The organism is Achromobacter sp. 1L-A-4-B-C2, from assembly GCF_057291955.1.
In genome coordinates this window covers 90347-109455 of record NZ_JBXAWP010000001.1, presented here as the reverse complement: position 1 = coordinate 109455, position 19109 = coordinate 90347, and the positions used below count along the sequence as shown (strand labels likewise).

The following is a 19109-nucleotide window of genomic DNA, read 5'->3' as shown; positions in this document are numbered from 1 at the left end:
CCATGGCCGACACTGAACGCCTGCCACAGGACCACGCCGCGCGTACCGATGCGCTGGATCCCACCCGCTCTTTTCTCGTGCAGGCGCCGGCCGGCTCGGGCAAGACCGAACTGCTGACCGACCGCATCCTGGCGCTGCTGGCCACGGTGAACCGGCCCGAGGAAATTGTCGCCATCACGTTCACGCGCAAGGCGGCATCCGAAATGCATGCGCGCGTGTTGAGCAAGCTGCGCCGTGGGCTGGACGCCCCGCCCGAGGCCATGCACGAGCGCCGCAGCTGGGAACTGGCGCGCGCCGCCTTGGCGCGCAATGCCGAGCAGGGCTGGCATCTGCTGGACCATCCGGCGCGCCTGGCCATACGCACCATCGACTCGTTTTGCGCGGGCCTGGTGCGCAGCATGCCGTGGCTGTCCGAGCTGGGCGGCATGCCGGACATTACCGACGATGCACGCGCGCACTACGAAGCGGCGGCGCGCGCCACGCTGGATCTTGCCGATGACTACGACGCGGTGCGCGTGTTGCTCAAGCATCTGGATGTGGACGTGCAGGCGGCCAAGGATGCCCTGGCCGACATGCTGGGCCAGCGCGACCAGTGGCTGCCGCTGCTGCGCCACGGCTCCGATCGCGCCGGCATGGAAGCGATGCTGGCCGAGGCCATCGGCGAAGACCTGGACGCGCTGTGCGACGCCATGCCGCTGGGCTGGGCCGATGCGCTGTGCGGCCCGGCCCGCCTGGCCGCGTCCCATTTGCAGGATGGCGAGGACGACAACAAACTGCTGGCGCTATTGGACTGGACGGAAGAACTGCCGCCGGACGCCGAAATGCTGGACCAGTGGCGAGCCGTGGCACATCTGCTGTTGACCGGCACCGGCAGCCTGCGCAAGACCGTCAACAAAAACCTGGGCTTTCCGGCCAAGTGCGCGCACAAGGAACCCTTTGTGGCATGGCTGGAATCGGCCGACGGGCAGGCCGCCTGGGTGCGCCGCCTGCACGCCGTGCGCGACATTCCGGCGCCGCATTTCACGGACGCGCAATGGGAAGTGCTGGGCGCACAGTTGATGACGCTGGCGCTGGCGGTGGCGCAACTGCGCCTGCGCTTCGCGGACAAAGGCGAGGTCGATTTCATCGAAATCGCGCAACGCGCGGCCGCTGCGCTGGGCAGCGCCGATGATCCCGGCGAACTGTTGCTGAAACTGGACGCGTCCATTCGCCATCTGCTGATCGACGAATTCCAGGACACCAGCCAGACACAGCTGGACTTGCTGCGCACGTTGACGTCGGGCTGGCAGGCGGGTGACGGGCGCAGCCTGTTCCTGGTGGGCGACCCGATGCAATCGATCTACCGGTTTCGCAAGGCGGAAGTGGGCCTGTTCCTGGAGGTGGCCGATATCGGCGTGGGCGAATTGACGCCTGATTTCCTGAACCTGACCGACAACTTCCGCTCGCAGGCGGGCATTGTGGAATGGGTGAACCGTTCGTTTGCGGGTCTGCTGCCCCGGCGTAGCGACGCCGCGGCGGGCGCCATCGCGTACAGCCCGTCCACCGCGTTCCACGAGGCGCTGCCCGACCCCGCGGTGCGATTCCACCCCGCTTGGTCGCGCGCGGGCGGCACGCCCGCCGAGGAGCAGGCAGAAGATATCGCCGTCGGCCTGGTGCGCCAGGCGCTGATCGATCACAAAGGCGCCAAGCACCCCGTGGCGGTGTTGGTGCGCGCGCGCAGCCATCTGGGCAATCTGACGCGCCGGCTGGCGCAGGAAGGCATCCGCTGCCGCGCCGTGGACCTGGTGCCCCTGGCGCTGCGGCCGGTGGTGGCCGACCTGGTGCAACTGGTGCGCGCGCTGTCGCACCCGGCCGACCGCATGGCCTGGCTGTCGGTACTGCGCGCCCCGTACTGCGGGCTGACGCTGACGTCCCTGCAACGCCTGTTCGGCGACGACCACGTCACGCCGGTCCCGGTACTGCTGGAACGCGCGCTGCGCATGACTCCGACCACCGCTCCGACGGCGGCTGCTGGCGCCTCGCGAGTCGTCGCGCCGGCGCGCGGTATCTCCGCCAGCGGCCCGCAAGGCTCGTTGTTCGAGGCCGACTCAGGCGCGCAGGGCGGTGCCGCGCAACGCTCGTTGTTTGACGCCAGTCCAGACGCCGCAAACGGTGCCTCGCAATCCGCGTTGTTCGACGCCAATCCAGGCGCCGCAGGCAGCGCCTCGCAATCCGCACCGTTGGACAGCGCATCGTCCGGCGTCGGCCGTGTTGCACAAGGCGCATGGCCTGAAGCCGAATCGCCCGCGCCCGAGCCGCCATTGGCGCAAGCCCTGCTGAGCCCCGACGAATTCGAACGGCTGCGGCAAGTGGCGGCCGTGCTGCTGGACAAGCGCAATGCCTCGGGCGCGATGCCGTTCGCCGCCTGGGTGGAATCCCTGTGGCGCCGCCTGGGCGGCCCCGCGCTGTACGCCGGCCTGTCGGTGTCGAACGACGCCGAAAGCCTGTTCCAGCTGGTCGAACGCCTGGCCCCGCACGGTGCCATCGACCCCGCAGCGCTGGACGCCGGGATCTCGCGCTTGTTCGCCGCGCCCGACGCGGCGGACGAGGACGACGGCGCCGTCGAGATCATGACCATGCACAAATCCAAGGGCCTGCAATTTGAAACCGTGATCCTGTACGGCCTGCATCGCGCCCCGCGCGGCGACCAGGCGCCGCTGGTGCGTTTCGAACAAAGCAGTGGCCGCGTGCTGTTCGGCCCTGTCAAGCCGCGCGCCGAGGTCGAGGCCGACCCGATATCGCGCTACCTGGGCGCCCGCGAGGCCCGCCGCGCATCCTATGAAATCGACCGCCTGCTGTACGTGGCCGCCACCCGCGCGCGCAAACGCCTGCACCTGGTGGGCCACGTGTCCATCGACGAAGCCAGCGGCCAGGTGAAAGCCCCGCCATCCGCCAGCCTGCTGGGCCGCCTCTGGCCCTGCCTGGTCACCCCCGAACCGCCCCCGCTGGACCAACAGCCCGAACCGGACGCCGCCGACACTCCCGAATGGCAAGGCGAACCCCTGCGCCGCGTCGCCGGCGACGGCCTGACGCAATTGGCCCAACAGTCCAACGTCCTTATCAGCGCCGGTTTCGGCACCGCCGACCGCGGCGCCTGGGGCGACGGCACCGAACACCCCGCCTGGCAACTGGAAGCCGGCTACGACGCCGCCATCGGCACGCTGGCCCACGCCTGGCTTGCCCGCATCGGCCAAGACGGCGTACAAGCCTGGCCGCCCGAAGCCCTGACCGACCGCCTGCCCGCCATGCGTCGCCAGCTGACCCGGGCCGGCATCCCCGCCTCCCAAGCCGACGACGCCGCCGAAGCCGTACTGGAAACGCTGCAAGCCACCCTGTCCGACGAACGCGGCCTATGGCTGCTATCCCAATCCGGCGCCCGCCGCGAATGGCCCCTGATCGACGCCGCCGGCAAGGTCTCCGTCATCGACCTGGCGCTGAGCACCGAAGACGGCTGGCTGATCGTCGACTACAAAACGGGCCGCCCCCACCCCGGAGAACCCCCCGCCGCCTTCGCCACCAGAATGCGCCAACGCCACGGCGACCAACTCCTGCGCTACTGCTCGCAAGTCACGTCCCTAGACGGCCGCAAAGCCAAAGCCGCCCTCTATTTCCCCCGAGCCAAAGCCTGGATCGACCTACACCAATAACCAAAAGCCCCCTGGCCCCAAACAAATAACCCCGCCCCAAAGCCGCCAAGCAACCCCAGGCAACCCGCTCGCGAACGCCATCAATGCGAGCCAAACATACAGATAAGGCGCAAGCAAGCCGATAAGGCGCAAGCAAGGCCAAGCAAGGCAAGGCGGAACAAGGCAACGCAAGGCGAGCACGGCAGCTGGACCAAGGCAAACCGGACCCAGGCAAGCTGGACCAAGGCAAGCCGGACCAAGGCAAGCCGGACCAAGGCAAACCGGACCAAGGCGAACCGGACCAAGGCAAACCGGACCAAGGCAAACCGCAGTGAGGCAAACCGGAGCAAGGCAAACCGGAGCAAGCTAAAGCGCAGCAAGCCGAAGCGAAGCAAGCCAAAGCGAAGCGAGGCAAGCGAAGCAAGGGCAAAGCGAAGCAAGGCAAGCGAAGCAAGGGCAAAGCGAAGCAAGGGCAAAGCGAAGCAAGGGCAAAGCGAAGCAAGGGCAAAGCGAAGCAAGGGCAAAGCGAAGCAAGGGCAAAGCGAAGCAAGGCAAAGCGAAGCAAGGCAAAGCGAAGCGAGCCAAAAATGGCAAGCGAAGCAAAGCCATCACCCCCTCCCCCTCGGGGGGAGGGCCGGGGAGGGGGCAACATACCGCCCCTCAGGGGCCCGCCAACCGGAAGGCTGCAAGCAAGCGAAGCGCAGCTCTGCTAGAATTCCGGTTGGCGGGCCCCTCCGCATGGTTCGACGGTGAACCTGGTCAGGTCGGGAACGAAGCAGCCATAGTCGTTTAGGGTCAGTGCCGGAGTAAGGCTCGCCAACCGGATTCTTCAAAGCAAAGGGTCATGATTTCATTTCATGGCCCTTCGCTTTCAAGGGGGACGGGGTTATTTTCCAGGGATTCGTTCCACGGGAATAAGCCCGTCCCCTTTGCATTTCAGCCAGCACGCGAAACAGGCTCTACAATCCAGCCATGACTTATCTGGTACTGGCCCGCAAGTGGCGGCCGAGATCGTTCGATACCCTCGTGGGACAGGATCACGTGGTGCGCGCGCTGACCCATGCGCTCGACACCCAACGCCTGCACCATGCCTGGTTGTTCACCGGCACGCGGGGCGTGGGCAAGACCACGTTGTCCCGCATCCTGGCCAAGTCCCTTAACTGTGAAACCGGCATCACGTCCAAGCCTTGCGGTGTCTGCCGCGCTTGTACCGAGATCGACGCCGGACGCTTTGTCGACTACCTGGAACTGGACGCGGCCTCGAACCGCGGCGTCGAGGAAATGACGCAGTTGCTGGAACAGGCGGTGTACGCGCCGGGCGCGGGGCGCTTCAAGGTCTACATGATCGACGAAGTGCACATGCTGACCGGCCACGCCTTCAACGCCATGTTGAAGACGCTGGAAGAACCGCCCCCTCACGTCAAATTCATCCTGGCCACCACGGACCCCCAAAAGATCCCGGTGACGGTGCTGTCGCGCTGCCTGCAATTCAACTTGAAGCAGATGCCGGCCGATTCCATCGTCGGGCACCTTCAAGCCGTGCTGGGCCACGAAGAAGTCGCGTTTGAAGTGCCCGCCCTGCGCCTGATCGGCCAGGCCGCGCAAGGGTCCATGCGCGACGCGCTGTCGCTTACCGACCAGGCCATTGCCTATAGCGCCGGCAACATGACCGAGGACGCCGTGCGCGGCATGCTCGGCACCATCGACCAACGCCACCTGGTGCGCCTGCTTGAGGCCTTGGCCACCGGCGACGCCAAGGGCGTGCTGGCGGTTGCCGACGAGCTAGCCATACGCGGCTTGTCGTATGCCGGCGCCTTGGCCGACCTGGCAGTGTTGCTGTCGCGTGTCGCGATCGAGCAGCGCGTCACGGGCGTCACGCCCGCCGAAGATCCGTTGGCCGCCGACATTGCGCGGCTGGCGCTGGGCCTGCATCCCGACGCCGTGCAGCTGTTCTATTCCGTGGCGGTGCACAGCCGAGGCGAACTGACGCTGGCGCCCGACGAGTACGCAGGCTTCATCATGGCCTGCCTGCGCATGCTGGCGCTGAACGGCGATGCGGGTCCGCAGACCGCCCTGGAAGCGCCCGCCACGCCCGCTCGCCAGATGGCGGCGCCGGCGACAGTGGCGGCAGCGATTGAGGCCGATGCGTCGGCCGCGCCGGTCGCTCATGCTCATGCTGCGGCTGCGATTGAGGCTTCTGCCGCTCCCGCCGCTACTCCCGTCGCTTCCGCAGCTGCTTCTGCCGCTCCCGCCGCTACTCCCGTCGCTTCCGCAGCTGCCCCTGTCGCTTCCGCAGTTGCCCCTGTCGTTGCACCCGCAGCGGCTTCTGTCTCTGCACCCGCAGTTGCGCCCTTGGCCGCGCCAGCATCCGCGCCGATGTCGGCCTCCGCGACGGCTTCGACTGCGAGCCCCGTCGGCCAGGCCGCACCCTCGGTGAACGCCGCCTCGAAGGCAGCAGCGGACGCGCCGTCGAACTTGCCCGGTTCAATGGCCGCCAATGCTCCAGTGGTCGCCTCACCGGCGGTTGCTTCTCCGGCTGTCGCCTCACCGACCGTCGCTGGTCCGACCGTCGACGCCCCGGCTGCCGACTTCGCGCCCGCCGCGCCGCAGGTGGCCATCGCGTCGGCACAAGCTGGCGCAGCTGCTCAGCAGGCTGCTGCTTCCCCAGCCGTCGCCTCTGCGGATGGCGTGCCGCCTTGGGAAGACGTCCCTGAAGACTCCGCGCAACCGGCAAGCACGGTTGCATCCGCGGCCAATGCGTCGGGATCGCCCGCCGCGGGGTCGCCCGCCGCCGGATCGCCGGTCGCCGGAACGCCCGCCCAGGCCCCCGCCGCCTCCGCATCCCTCCCCACGCCGGAGGCCTCGGCCGCCAAGGCCGCAGGCTCTGCGGCGCTGGCGGTGACGCCCGCGGTGGCTGCTGTGCTGGCGACTGCGCCGGCCGAAGCTGACCCCGACGGCCCGCCGTCCTGGGTCGACGAAGAAATTCCGTTTGAAGCCGAAGGCGGCTTTGTTCCCGAGAGCGGATTCACATCCGATCCCGACGACGATGGTTTTGAAACGCTGGCCAGTGCGCCCTCCGTGGCGCCGCCCGTAGCCCCCGTCCGCCGTGAGGGCGCTGCGCCTTCGCGCAAGCGTTCGTCGCGCGCCCGCATCGAAGACATGACGCAAGCCGCCTGGCCCGGGCTGGCCGCGACCCTGCCCGTGACCGGCCTGGCGGCCGAACTCGCGCGGCAAAGCGAATGGGCCGGCGTGCAGGGCGATGCCATCATCCTGCGCGTTGCCGTAAAAACCCTGGCCGAAAGCGAAAGCCGGGTTCGCCTGCAAACCGTCTTGTGCGAACATTTCGGGCAGGGCATCCGGCTGGACGTGCAGGTCGGCGTCACCGGCGAGGACACAGCGCATGCCGTGGCCAAGGCCGAACGCGCCGCGCGCCAGCAGGCCGCCGAAGACGCGGTGGCCGTCGATCCTTTTGTGCAAGCCTTGTTGGCCGATTTCGGCGGGTATGTCGTGCCCGACTCCATCCGCCACGTTGATCCCCCGGCCGCTGCCTGACGCGGCGGCCCCTCTCTTATTTCCCTCGTTCAAGGAACATCCATCATGATGAAAGGACAACTGGCCGGCCTGATGCGCCAGGCGCAGCAGATGCAGGAAAACATGAAGAAGGCGCAAGACGCGCTGGCCGAAATCCTGGTCGAAGGCGCCTCCGGCGGCGGCCTGGTCAAGGTCACCATGACCTGCCGCCACGACGTCAAGCGCGTCGTGATCGACCCGTCGCTGCTGGGCGATGACAAGGACATGCTGGAAGACCTGGTTGCCGCTGCGTTCAACGACGCGCTGCGCAAGGCCGAAACCACGTCGCAGGAAAAAATGGCGGGCGTCACCGCCGGCATGCCGCTGCCCCCGGGCATGAAGCTGCCGTTCTAAGCAAGGCTGCCCTGGGCTGCAATGGATCCTTTACTGCCTGAACCCGAACCGCTGGTGTCTCTGATCGAGGCGCTTCGGCGCCTGCCCGGCGTCGGCGTCCGATCGGCCAGGCGCATGGCTTATCACCTGCTTCAGCACGACCCGCAAGGCGCGGACATGCTGGGGCGGGCGCTGGCCGGCGCCGTGCGGGACCTGAAACATTGCGCCCGGTGCAACAGCTTTTCTGAAGACGAGGTCTGCGGCACCTGCGCCAACTCCAAGCGCGACCCCTCGCTCTTGTGCATCGTGGAAACGCCGGCCGACCAGAACATGATCGAGTCCAGCCACGGCTACCGTGGCCTGTACTACGTGTTGATGGGCCGGGTGGCGCCGCTGGAAGGCATCGGCCCGCGCGAGCTGGACTTCGACCGCGTTATCAAGCGCGCCACCGACGGCGTGGTCGCGGAAGTTATCCTGGCCACCAACTTCACGGCGGAAGGTGAGACCACCGCCCATTTCCTGGGCGAAGCGCTGGGCGAACGCGGCCTGCGCGTGACCCGGCTGGCGCGCGGCGTGCCCGCGGGCAGCGAGCTTGAATACGTGGACGCCGGCACCATTGCCTGGGCGCTGATGGAGCGCAAGACCACTTAGCAAAGCAGGGCTCGCAACGTCAAAATAGCCGCCCGGCAATGCATCGGCGCGGCACGAAACGTGAGGAAGACAAACCATGTCAGCGCTGACCGGACTAAAAGTCCTGGAACTCGGCACGCTCATCGCCGGCCCCTTCGCCGCGCGCATCTTCGGCGAATTCGGCGCCGACGTCATCAAGGTGGAAACGCCCCACGGGCCTGATGGCACGGGCGGCGGAGACCCCATCCGCAGCTGGCGCCATCTGCACGAGGGCAATTCGCTCTGGTGGACGGTGCAGGCGCGCAACAAGCAGTCCATAGCCCTGAACCTGAAAGACCCGCGTGCCCAGGAAATTGCCCGCAAGCTGGCGCTGGACGCCGACGTCGTGGTTGAAAACTACCGGCCGGGCGTGCTGGAAAAGTGGGGCCTGGGCTTTGAGCAATTGCGCGCCATCAACCCGGCGTTGATCATGGTGCGGCTGTCTGGCTACGGCCAGACCGGCCCCATGAAAGACCAGCCGGGTTTTGGCGCCATCGGTGAATCGATGGGCGGGCTGCGCTACGTGTCGGGCCACCCCGACCGGCCGCCGCTGCGGGTCGGCATTTCCATCGGCGATTCCATCGCCGCCTTGCATGGCGTGATCGGCGCGATGATGGCGCTGCGCCATCGCGACGCCACGGGCGGGCGCTGGAACGGCAAGACGGGCGAGGCATGCCAGGCGGGGCAGGGCCAGATGGTCGACGTGGCCCTGTACGAAGCCGTGTTCAACATGATGGAAAGCCTGGTGCCCGAATATGACGTGGCCGGCGTGGTGCGCGAACGCACCGGCGGTGCGTTGCCCGGCATCGTGCCCTCCAACACCTACACCACGCGCGATGGCCAGAACATCGTCATCGCCGGCAATGGCGACGCCATCTTCCACCGCCTGATGCGGGCCATCGGCCGCGACGACCTGGCCGAAGACCCTGATCTGGTGCGTAACGACGGCCGCGCGCGCCGCGTCCAAGAGATCGATGGCGCCATCCAGCAGTGGTGCGACGGCCGCAATATCGACGAGGCGCTGGGCACCCTGAAAGCGGCGGACGTGCCGGTCGGAAAAATCTACAGCGTGGCCGACATGTTCAATGATCCGCAGTTCCTGGCGCGCCGCATGATCGAACAACATCGCCTTGCCGACGGCAGCCCCGTCAAGCTTCCCGCCGTGGTTCCCAAGCTGTCTGAAACCCCTGGCCAGACGCGCTGGGTAGGCCCGAAATTAGGGGAACATACCGAGGAAGTCCTGAAATCGCTGGGGTATGATTCAGCGGCTATTGACGAGCTGGCGAAGACCGGCGCTATCGGTAAACCCGACAACTAAGGAGACAACCCCATGTCAGTTACTCGCCGTGAGTTGCTCAAGATCGCCGGCGCCGCCGGCATCATGAGCCTGGCGCCCGCCATCGTGCGCGCACAAAAACTGGAAAAGACCAAGGTACAGATCGCCGTCGGCGGCAAGCCCCTGATCTACTATCTTCCGCTGTCCATCGCCGAAGCACGCGGCTACTTCAAGGACGAAGGGTTGGACGTCAGCATCGCGGACTTTGCCGGCGGCTCCAAAGCCCTGCAAGCCGTGGTCGGCGGCAGCGCCGATGTCGTGTCCGGTGCGTTCGAGCACACGTTGTCGATGCAGTCCAAGGGCCAGGCCTATCGCGCCTTCGTGCTGCAAGGCCGCGCGCCGATGATCGGCGTGGGCGTGTCCAAGAAAAACCTGCCCAACTACAAGGGCCCGGCCGACCTCAAGGGCAAGAAGATCGGCGTGACCGCGCCGGGCTCGTCCACCAACATGGTGGTCAGCTTCTTCCTGGCCAAGCACGGGCTGAAGGCATCGGACGTTTCCATCATCGGTGTGGGCGCCGGCGCCGGCGCGGTGACCGCGCTGCGCAGTGGCCAGATCGACGCCATCTCCAACACCGACCCCGTGGTGTCGATGTTGGAAATGCCGGGCGATATCCAGATCATTGTCGACACGCGCACGTTGAAAGACACCCAGGACATCTTCGGCGGCAACATGCCCGCCGGCTGCCTGTACGCGCCGCAAGCATTCATCGACGCCAACCCCAACACCACCCAGGCGCTGACCAACGCCTTGGTGCGCGCCGATAAATGGATTCAAAAGGCGGGCCCCGACGAGATCGCCAAGATCGTGCCGGAAACCTACCTGCTGGGCGATCCGGCCGTGTACAAGGCCGCCATTTCCAAGAGCCTGGAAGGCCTGTCGCCCAATGGCATGATCCCCGAGGACGGCGCCGCCACCGCGCTCAAGGCGCTGGCCGCCTACCAAGCGGATTTCGACGGCTCGAAGATTGATCCGTCCAAGGTCTGGACCAACGATTTCGCGCGCCGCGCCAACGAGAAGTACGCCAATGGCTGAAGCCGCACTATCGCTGGAAAATATCAGTTGCACCTTTGTTTCGCGCGACGACCGGTCGCAGCGCTACACCGCCGTCAGCGACACGACCCTGGCCATCGCGCCGGGCGAGTTCGTGTCGGTGGTGGGCCCGACCGGCTGCGGCAAATCCACCCTGCTTAATGTCGGCGCCGGCTTGCTGGCACCGTCCAGCGGGCAGGTAAAGGTCTTTGGGCAACCGCTGTCGGGCATCAATTCGCGCGCGGGCTACATGTTCCAGGGCGAGGCGCTCTTGCCCTGGCGCAGTGCGCTGGACAACGTGGTGGCCGGTCTGGACTTCGCGGGCGTGCCGCGCCCCGAAGCGCTGGAACGCGGCCGCGAATGGATGCGGCGCGTGGGCCTGGGCGGCTTTGAAAGCCGCTATCCGCACCAGATGTCGGGCGGCATGCGCAAGCGCGCCATGCTGGCCCAGACGCTGATCCGCGACCCCGACATCATCCTCATGGACGAGCCGTTCTCGGCGCTGGATATCCAGACGCGCCAGTTGATGGAAAACGAGGTCCTGGATTTGTGGATGGCCAAGCGCAAGGCCGTGCTGTTCATCACGCACGACCTGGACGAAGCCATTGCCATGAGCGACCGCGTGATCGTGTTGTCTGCCGGCCCGGGCACGCACCCGATTGGGGAATTCGCCATAGACCTGCCGCGTCCGCGCGACGTGGCAGAGGTCCGCGCCCATCCGCGCTTCGTTGAACTGCATTCGGCTATCTGGGCCGTGCTGCGCGAAGAAGTGCTCAAGGGCTATGCCCAACAGAAGCGAGCCTGAGGTATGTCGAAGTCATTCAAATCCGGTTCCGCCAGCCTGCGCTTCTGGCAACTGTTGCTGCTGGTCGTCATCCTGGGCGTCTGGCATTTTGCGTCGCGCGATTCCAAGGTGGCGTTCTTCTTTGGCGAACCGCTGAAAGTCTGGGGCCGCATCTGGGCCTGGTTCGTCACCAACGCCGACATCTACACCCACTTGTGGGTGACGTTGACCGAAACCGTGCTGGCGTTTTTCATCGGCACCATCGCGGGCCTGGGCTTTGGTTTGTGGCTGGGGCTGTCGCCACGCGCCAGCGCCATCCTTGACCCCTACATCAAGGCGGCCAACTCGATGCCGCGCGTCATCCTGGCGCCGATCTTCGGCATGTGGTTCGGGCTGGGCATCTGGTCCAAGGTGGCGCTGGCGGTCACGCTGGTGTTCTTCATCGTGTTCTTCAACGTCTACCAGGGCGTGCGCGAAGTCAGCCCCACTTTGCTGGACAACGCTCGCATGCTGGGCGCGCGCAAGCGTCAGCTGCTGCGTCACGTCTACCTGCCGTCTGCCACCAGCTGGGTGTTCTCCAGCCTGCATACGTCGGTGGGCCTGGCCTTCGTGGGCGCGGTGGTGGGTGAATATCTGGGGTCGGCAAGCGGCGTCGGGTACCTGATCCTGCAAGCCGAGGGCACGTTCGACGTGAACACCGTGTTCGCGGGCATAGTGGTGCTGACGGCGTTTGCGCTGGTGCTGGACTACATCGTGGGCATCGGTGAAAAGCGCTTGATGAAGTGGCAACCCAAGTCGGGCGAAACCGAAAAACTGTAGTCGGTCAGCCGGCGCTGCGCACCTGACAGATTCAGGTTCGCAGCGCTTGCCGGCTGTGCAGCCAGACCGTCAGGCTGTCGAAGGCGTCGCGCGCGCCTTGCAATGCGCGGGCTTCGCGCCCCTGGGCGCCGGCCTCGCTGTCCAGATAATGCAGAAAGTTCTTCCACATTGGGCCCAGGTTTTCGCCATAACCGCGCAGATAGCGCAGTGGAAGGGCAGGGCTGATATCTGCCAGCTGTTTGGCCAGAAAGCGTCCGCCCAGCTGTGATCCTTCCACCACATAGGCCACACCCAGCGCGTAGGCATCGGCAGCGTTTACGCGGGGCGCGTCGGGGCAGTGCGCCACGGGCGCGGCGTCGCCGGCCGCCGCCAGGTCCGCACGTATCCAATCGCTTTTTCCGGCACGGGCGTGCGCTTGCAAACTGTCAGGCCAATCCAGCTGCCACAGGCGGCGCTCCAGCGGTTCCAGCCACCCCAGCAAGGCGCGCAGATAGTTCAGATACCCGTCGCGGTCCAGGTCGCCGCTGGTCAGGGCCAGCCCTTGATCCAGCGTTTCATGCCTGTCGCGCGTGCCGTCGCGCAGCACTTGGTGTACCGGGGAAATCATAGGCGGTCGCTCATGCTGGGGCAGGCGTTACGGGCAGGTGCAGCGACCAGCATTGCGCCTGCCGTCGCAGCCGCCAGCCTGATGCCGCCGCCAGCAGTTCAATGTCTTCGGGCGGGAAGGCGACGGGGGCGTCGGCAGGCGCCTTGGCGGTATCGGGCAGCGCCGGGAAATGCGCGTGCCACACGTCGGCCCGCGAACAATCCAGCGTCAGCGCGGCATCCGCCGGCAACGTGGACAGCAGGCTCAACAGCCAGGCCAGCAACAGGTACCGCGACGTGAATTGCGGCACCTGCAAATCCGCCACGTCTTCCGGCCACACGATGCTGTGTCGCGACAGCAGCAGATGCGAGAACATCAGCTTGCGGCACTCGCGCAATAGCGTCTGCGTGGACGTGGTTGCGCCGCTATCGAGCAGCCACTGATCCAGCTCGCGCACGATGGTGACGCTGTCTTCCAGCATGCCGGTCAGGTCGCCGGCCAGGCGGTGGCATCGTTGCTGCAAGGTATCGGCGTCGGCGCCTTCCGGGCTTTGGCGCAGCATCGCGGCGGCCAACGTGGCGTTGGACAAGGGGCCGACAACTTCATGGCGCAGCACGGGAAATACCTGCGCCAGCACTTTGAACCGCACGCCCTGGGCTACCAGGGCATTCATGGGATTGGCCGTCGACATGGCGGCCTCAGTGCGCTTGCCGCAGGATGGCCAGCAGCGCGTCGGGGTCCGCGGGCTTTTCGATCCAGCCGTTGAACATGCCGTCTTCGTCGCGGCGCTCGTGGCGAGCCAGGCCGCTTAACGCGTAGATGCGAGGAGATTCGGTGCGCGCGCGCAGCCGCGTTGCCAGTTCATAGCCGTCCATGTCGGGCAGCAGTATGTCCACCAACACGGCCTCGGGCCGGAAGCTGTCGACCATTTCCAAAGCGGCTTCGCCTGTGGGGGCGCAGCGTGTTTCCACGCCGGAAAGCGCCAGGAATTCGGCAAGCAACTCCGAGCCCATTTCATTGTCGTCAACCAGCAGGACGCGAACTGCGCGCACTTCGTTCAAAAGGTTCTCCATACTTCAGGGGGTGGCTGCGGCGCGGGATTCGCGCGGCAGTCTTACCGTAAAAATGACCAGGCCTTCCCGGCACTGCACCGAGATGTCGCCGTCATGGCCGCGCACCACCTGCTCGGCGATGTACAGGCCCAGTCCCAAGCCATTGCGGTTGCGCGAATGGCCCAGCGACTCGGGTTTGAACGGCGAAAACAGGTGCGCCAGCACTTCCGGTGCAATCGGCGCGCCATGGTTGGTGACTTGCAATTCTATGTGGTCGCCGTCTTGCCGCGCGCGCACCTGGATGGGCTGGCGGGGCGCGCCATGCTGGCGCGCGTTGCTCATCAGGTTGGTCACGACCTGGGCGATGCGGTCGGTGTCCGCCATCAGCGCCAGTCCGGGTTGCACGTCCGGCTCGATGCGCAAGCCGGGGTAGGCCTGGCGCTTTTCCTCGATCAAGCCATTGACCAGGTCGCTGAGGTTGCACAGGCCTTTTTCGATGCCCAGCCCCATGCCGCCCTGTAGGCGCGACAAATCCAGCACTTGCGAAATCAGGCGTTGCATGCGGCCGCTGGAATATCGGATGCGCTCGCCCATGCGCGCGCCCGAATCCGTTTTGGACAGCAGCGTGGCCGCCATCGAAATCGATTGCAGGGGGTCGCGCAGATCGTGGCCCAGCATGGCCAGCAGCGCGGTGCGGGCCCGGTCTACGTCAGCGGCGCGGCTGGTTGCGATGTGAGAGAGTTCGTCGCGCAGGTTGTCGGCGGCTTCCAGTTCGCCCGGCAGCCACGATGTGCAGGTATTGCGCACCACTTCGCGCCAGGCCTCGAACGAGCCGCGCGGCGTCAGGCGCGGCCCCTGGCTGCCCACGGCGTATTGCTTTTCGGGCTTGCCGCCCCACACCAGGGTTTCAACCTGTTCTTTGCGCAGCCAGATCAGCCAGCCGTTGTTCATGGGGTCGAATTTGCACGCCAACAGGCCGGCGTACGGCACCAGATCGGTTTGCAATTCGGGGTAGTCGCGCGCGATGTTGTCGGTGTGCACCACCCGCTGTCCGCTTTGGTCCAGCGCGCACAGGATGCCGGCCAATTCACCGCGCGGGGCAATGCCGCCGAACACGGTGACGCTGTTGCCCCACAGGCACAGCGCGGCGTCGTTGGGAATCAGCGAGGCGGGCGTGTCCGGGCCGCTGGACAAGGCCAGGTGCAGGTTTTCGGACGCCGACACCCGTTCCGTTATTTCACTGACCAGCGCGGCGTTGCGGCGCGCTTGCGCCGCGCGTTCGGCGCCTTCGATGTTGGCCACCGCGGCGGACAGCACCTGCGCCATGGCTTCGCAAGCGAGCCGGGCGGGGTAGGGGATCGGGCGCGGCGCATGGTGGTGGCACGCAATCATGCCCCACAGCTTGCCCTCGATCACCAGCGACAGGCTCATCGAGGCCTGCACGCCCATGTTCGCCATGTATTCCAGGTGAATCGGCGACACGCTGCGCAGCGCCGAAAAGCTCATGTCCAGCGGCGTGGCGCTGGCGGACGGTGCGCCCCGGACGCGCACGGGCGCATACCGGGCGTCCGCGATCTGGCGCAGCGTATTCACGGTGTACAGGCGGCGAGCCTGCGCGGGGATGTCACCGGCGGGGTAGCGCCGACCCACCCAGTCTTCCAGCGATTCGTGGCGCTCTTCGGCCACGATCTCGCCGCTGTCGTCCGGATGAAAACGGTATGCCATCACCCGGTCAAAGCCGGTTGCGCGGCGCACTTCGCGCACGGCGCACTCCAGCAGCCCGGCGATATCGCGTTGGCGCCGGACGCGTTCAATGCTGCGGTAGATGCGCGCCGGGTCCGCCATATCCGCGTCCGTTGAAACGCGCAGTTCCAACTCCACGATAGTCAGCCCATTGCTGTTGCGATGGCCGATGACATCGAACATGGCGCCGTTCAGGGACAGCGTCAGGGGATCGAAGATGGGTTCGGGATCGTCCAGCCACGCCATCAGGCAATGCGCCAGGCTGGGGGGCAGCGTGCCCGCTGGGCAGCACTGGCCCAGCGTCAGCGGCGCGCCCAGCACGGTGGGGGCGTTCTCGCTGGCAAACTGCAAAATGCCATCCGAGTCGAACGCCAACAACGCGCCCAATGGCTGAATAGCGCCCGGAATATGAATGGGTTCGCTATCGCAATTGGCGAGCGTGACTGGCGTAGGGGAATGGGTCGGCGCATTCATTGTGGGTGGGGTACCTGGGACGCGCAATGAGCTGTCATTATGTCAAATATATTGTATGAATGTATGCATTTGCAGCCCTGTCACCTATCTGGAGCTTCCATGGCCCGTCTTGCCTACGCCGATCTGTCTCATCCCGACGCACGTCCCCTGGTGGAGCGCATCGTTGCAGAGCGCGGCAGCGTGCTTCATCTGTACCAAATGCTGCTGCACAGCCCCGCAGTGGCCGGAGGCTGGCTGAACTATTTGACTTCCATCCGGCAACTGAGCAGCTTGCCCGGAGACCTGCGCGAACTGGTCATCATGCGCGTTGCCGCGCTTAACGGCGCGCCTTACGAGGCCGATCAGCACGCGCCGATCGCGCTTCGTGAAGGCGTGCCGCAGGCCCAGCTGGATGCGCTGGGCGATTGGGAAAACTCAACGCTGTTCGACCCACGTCAAAAAGCCGTGTTGGCCTACACCGACGCCATGACGCGCCACGTGCAGGTGCCGCAGCCGGTGTTTGAAGCCGCCCGCGCCGCCATGGGCTCGGAAAAGCTCATTGTCGAACTGACCGCAACCGTCGCGGCGTACAACATGGTGTCGCGCTTTTTGGAAGCGTTGCAGGTGCATTCGGACGATCACCGCTAAGGCCACCATCCAGCAGGCCAACAGGTATGTCAGCAAGTCGCGTGCCCAAACCGTGGGCACGCGACTTTTTTTGCGCAATGCCGGAGGGTCAGCGACGCTGTGCGTCGATCAGTGCATCCAGCTTTACGGCGTCGGCGACAAACAGGCGGATGCCTTCGGACAGTTTTTCGCTGGCCATCGCGTCCTCATTGAGCAGCGTGCGGAAGCTGACCTCGTCCGCGCCGATACGGTCAATTGACGGGCCCGTGTCGTCGGCGCGCAATTGCGCCGGTGCATCGCCTTGCGTGCCGGCCAACTGGTTGAGCAGGTCCGGGCTGATGGTAAGCAAGTCGCACCCCGACAGCGCCAGGATCTGGCCCACGTTTCGGAAGCTGGCGCCCATGATTTCGGTAGAAATGTCGTGCTGTTTGTAATACCGGTATATGCGCGTCACCGACAGCACGCCGGGATCTTGCGGCCCGGCGTTGTCGGCCTCGACCCACGCGGCGCCGGCGGCCTTCTTGTGCCAGTCATAGATCCGGCCGACAAAGGGCGAGATCAGCTGCACGCGCGCATCGGCGCAGGCAACGGCCTGGGGCAGCGAAAACAGCAGCGTCAGATTGCAGCGCACGCCTTCGGCTTGCAGGGCGCGGGCGGCCTGGATGCCTTCCCAGGTGGAGGCTATCTTGATCAGCACGCGCTCGCGCGGCACGCCGGCGGCTTCATACAGGGCAATCAGGCCGCGCGCCCGCTCGATGGTGGCGCGGGTGTCGAACGACAGGCGGGCATCGACCTCGGTCGACACGCGGCCCGGCACGATGTTCAAAATGGCGCGGCCAAAGGCGACCAAGAGGCGGTCGACCAGCTCGGGCGCCGAGGCGCCCTGGTGATCGCGCACCGTCTGTTCCAGCAGGGGGCGATAGGCCTCTTGCTGTACGGCTTTCAAAATAAGGGACGGGTTGGTGGTGGCGTCTGTGGGACGCAACGCCTTCATCGCTTCGAAATCTCCGGTGTCGGCGACAACGGTGGTGTGATTGCGCAGGGCGTCAAGTTGGCTGGACATGGACAAGTAACGGCTCACGACGGCTAAGGTTGAAGGTTCCTTAGCGTATCACTGCCGTGGGCGTCCGGCCGTCAGCCAGGAGTGGGAGAGGGAAGCCGGGGGAAGGGGGGGAATCGCCATCCTGGCCTTATTTGGCGCGGTTCGCCGGGGAATCGGCCCGGTCAAGGTATAATCCGAAGGTTTGATTATCGATTCTAAAACCGGGGTTTACTGTGCTGCCGCAACTTTTTCCCGAGGGGATCAACCGCTTCCCTCCTGCAATTCTGGCTCTGGCGGACGGTACCATTTTTCGAGGCGTGTCGATCGGTGCGCCTGGGGCTACCGTTGCCGAAGTGGTGTTCAACACCGCGATGACCGGGTACCAGGAAATTCTCACCGATCCCAGCTATAGCGGTCAGATCGTTACGCTGACCTATCCGCACATTGGCAACACCGGCGTCAACGCCGAAGACGTGGAAGCCAATCGCGTCTATGCCGCCGGACTCGTGGTCCGCGACTGTCCCGCCCGCGTGTCGAACTTCCGTTCCACGCAATCCCTGCCCGACTATCTGGCCGCGCAGGGCATCGTCGCCATTTCCGGCATCGACACCCGCAAGCTCACCCGCATCCTGCGAGAAAAAGGCGCCCAAGGCGGCTGCATCTTCGTGGGCACCGACGCCGAACGCGCCGTTGAAATGGCCAAGGGCTTTGCCGGCATGGCTGGCCAGGATCTGGCCAAGGACGTGTCGCAAAAATCCACGACGGAATGGACCGAAGGCACGTGGCAACTGGGCGAAGGTTTCGCAAAGCCCGACCAGTCCAAGTTCCACGTCGTTGCCTACGACTACGGCATCAAGACCAACATCCTGCGCCTGCTGGCGGATCGTGGCTGCCGCCTGACCGTGGTGCCGGCGCAAACCAGCGCCGAAGACGTCCTGAAGCTCAATCCTGACGGCGTGTTCCTGTCCAACGGCCCCGGCGACCCCGAGCCCTGCGACTACGCCATCGACGCCACGCGCGTGTTCCTGGACAAGAAGCTGCCGGTCTTCGGCATCTGCCTGGGCCATCAGATCATGGGCCTGGCCGTGGGCGGCAAGACGCTCAAGATGAAGACGGGCCACCACGGCGCGAACCACCCCGTGCAAGACCTCCAGTCCAAGCGCGTGTTCATCACCAGCCAGAACCACGGCTTCGCGGTCGATGCGGCCAGCCTGCCGGCCAATGCGCGCGTCACGCACGTGTCGCTGTTCGACGGCACGTTGCAGGGCTTCGAGCTCACCGACCGCCCGGCCTTCTGCTTCCAGGGTCACCCCGAAGCCAGCCCGGGTCCGCACGACATCCTTGAACTGTTCGACAAGTTCATCGCCCTGATGTCCGGCCAAAAGTAAAGATTGCATC

15 protein-coding genes and 1 other RNA gene are annotated in these 19109 nt (G+C 65.8%); 11 read left to right on the top strand and 5 right to left on the bottom strand.

All coding sequences use genetic code 11. The features are described 5' to 3' along the window. Nucleotides 1–2 precede the first annotated feature (2 nt). The 9 genes from AC0Z35_RS00520 to AC0Z35_RS00480 all read left to right on the top strand — a co-directional run bounded on the left by AC0Z35_RS00520 (nucleotide 3) and on the right by AC0Z35_RS00480 (nucleotide 12208). Nucleotides 3–3686 (top strand): UvrD-helicase domain-containing protein, encoded by a 3684-nt coding sequence (locus tag AC0Z35_RS00520; RefSeq protein ID WP_485131601.1) that lies wholly within the window; start codon nucleotides 3–5, stop codon nucleotides 3684–3686. 702 nt (nucleotides 3687–4388) lie between these two features. Further along, nucleotides 4389–4486: signal recognition particle sRNA small type (gene ffs, locus AC0Z35_RS00515), an RNA gene on the top strand. A gap of 151 nt (nucleotides 4487–4637) precedes the next feature. Next, nucleotides 4638–7217, top strand: a complete 2580-nt coding sequence (dnaX, locus tag AC0Z35_RS00510; RefSeq protein WP_485131602.1) for a DNA polymerase III subunit gamma/tau — start codon at nucleotides 4638–4640, stop codon at nucleotides 7215–7217. A gap of 45 nt (nucleotides 7218–7262) precedes the next feature. Next, nucleotides 7263–7589, top strand: coding sequence for a YbaB/EbfC family nucleoid-associated protein (locus AC0Z35_RS00505; protein ID WP_006221090.1), 327 nt, complete (start codon nucleotides 7263–7265; stop codon nucleotides 7587–7589). A gap of 21 nt (nucleotides 7590–7610) precedes the next feature. Then, nucleotides 7611–8219, top strand: coding sequence for a recombination mediator RecR (gene recR, locus AC0Z35_RS00500; RefSeq protein ID WP_485131603.1), 609 nt, complete (start codon nucleotides 7611–7613; stop codon nucleotides 8217–8219). Nucleotides 8220–8295: 76 nt separating this feature from the next. After that, nucleotides 8296–9555 (top strand): CaiB/BaiF CoA transferase family protein, encoded by a 1260-nt coding sequence (locus AC0Z35_RS00495; protein ID WP_219990865.1) that lies wholly within the window; start codon nucleotides 8296–8298, stop codon nucleotides 9553–9555. A gap of 12 nt (nucleotides 9556–9567) precedes the next feature. Next, nucleotides 9568–10608 carry an ABC transporter substrate-binding protein gene (locus tag AC0Z35_RS00490; protein WP_046806909.1) on the top strand — a complete coding sequence of 347 codons (1041 nt, stop codon included), beginning with the start codon at nucleotides 9568–9570 and terminating at the stop codon, nucleotides 10606–10608. Beyond that, a complete protein-coding gene (locus AC0Z35_RS00485; protein WP_104144548.1) occupies nucleotides 10601–11410 on the top strand; it encodes an ABC transporter ATP-binding protein in 810 nt (269 codons plus the stop codon). Before AC0Z35_RS00490 ends, AC0Z35_RS00485 begins: the two co-directional genes overlap by 8 nt. A gap of 3 nt (nucleotides 11411–11413) precedes the next feature. Beyond that, a complete protein-coding gene (locus tag AC0Z35_RS00480; protein WP_006222859.1) occupies nucleotides 11414–12208 on the top strand; it encodes an ABC transporter permease in 795 nt (264 codons plus the stop codon). A gap of 31 nt (nucleotides 12209–12239) precedes the next feature. On the opposite strand, the gene AC0Z35_RS00475 is transcribed toward AC0Z35_RS00480, so the two are convergent. From AC0Z35_RS00475 to AC0Z35_RS00460, 4 genes are read right to left on the bottom strand one after another with little or no spacing between them, the layout of a single operon-like run. Beyond that, nucleotides 12240–12815, bottom strand: coding sequence for a biliverdin-producing heme oxygenase (locus AC0Z35_RS00475; protein WP_046806907.1), 576 nt, complete (start codon nucleotides 12813–12815; stop codon nucleotides 12240–12242). Between the two features lie 10 nt (nucleotides 12816–12825). Continuing rightward, on the bottom strand, nucleotides 12826–13467 hold the full coding sequence (locus tag AC0Z35_RS00470; protein WP_485131604.1) for a hypothetical protein: 642 nt from the start codon (nucleotides 13465–13467) through the stop codon (nucleotides 12826–12828). Nucleotides 13468–13492: 25 nt separating this feature from the next. Beyond that, entirely contained in the window at nucleotides 13493–13846 is a 354-nt protein-coding gene (locus AC0Z35_RS00465; protein ID WP_223264912.1) for a response regulator, read from the bottom strand. 24 nt (nucleotides 13847–13870) lie between these two features. Continuing rightward, entirely contained in the window at nucleotides 13871–16063 is a 2193-nt protein-coding gene (locus AC0Z35_RS00460; protein ID WP_485131605.1) for an ATP-binding protein, read from the bottom strand. Nucleotides 16064–16162: 99 nt separating this feature from the next. Here AC0Z35_RS00460 and AC0Z35_RS00455 point away from each other — a divergent pair, with 99 nt between their 5' ends. Next, entirely contained in the window at nucleotides 16163–16690 is a 528-nt protein-coding gene (locus tag AC0Z35_RS00455; protein ID WP_485131606.1) for a carboxymuconolactone decarboxylase family protein, read from the top strand. A gap of 88 nt (nucleotides 16691–16778) precedes the next feature. Here the strand turns inward: AC0Z35_RS00455 and tal are convergent, their stop codons facing one another. Then, complete coding sequence (gene tal, locus AC0Z35_RS00450) at nucleotides 16779–17732, bottom strand: transaldolase (RefSeq protein WP_485131607.1); 954 nt, start codon at nucleotides 17730–17732, stop codon at nucleotides 16779–16781. 212 nt (nucleotides 17733–17944) lie between these two features. On the opposite strand from tal, the gene carA reads away from it, so the two are divergent. Next, nucleotides 17945–19099 (top strand): glutamine-hydrolyzing carbamoyl-phosphate synthase small subunit, encoded by a 1155-nt coding sequence (gene carA, locus AC0Z35_RS00445; RefSeq protein ID WP_046806902.1) that lies wholly within the window; start codon nucleotides 17945–17947, stop codon nucleotides 19097–19099. The last annotated feature ends 10 nt before the right edge of the window (nucleotides 19100–19109 follow it).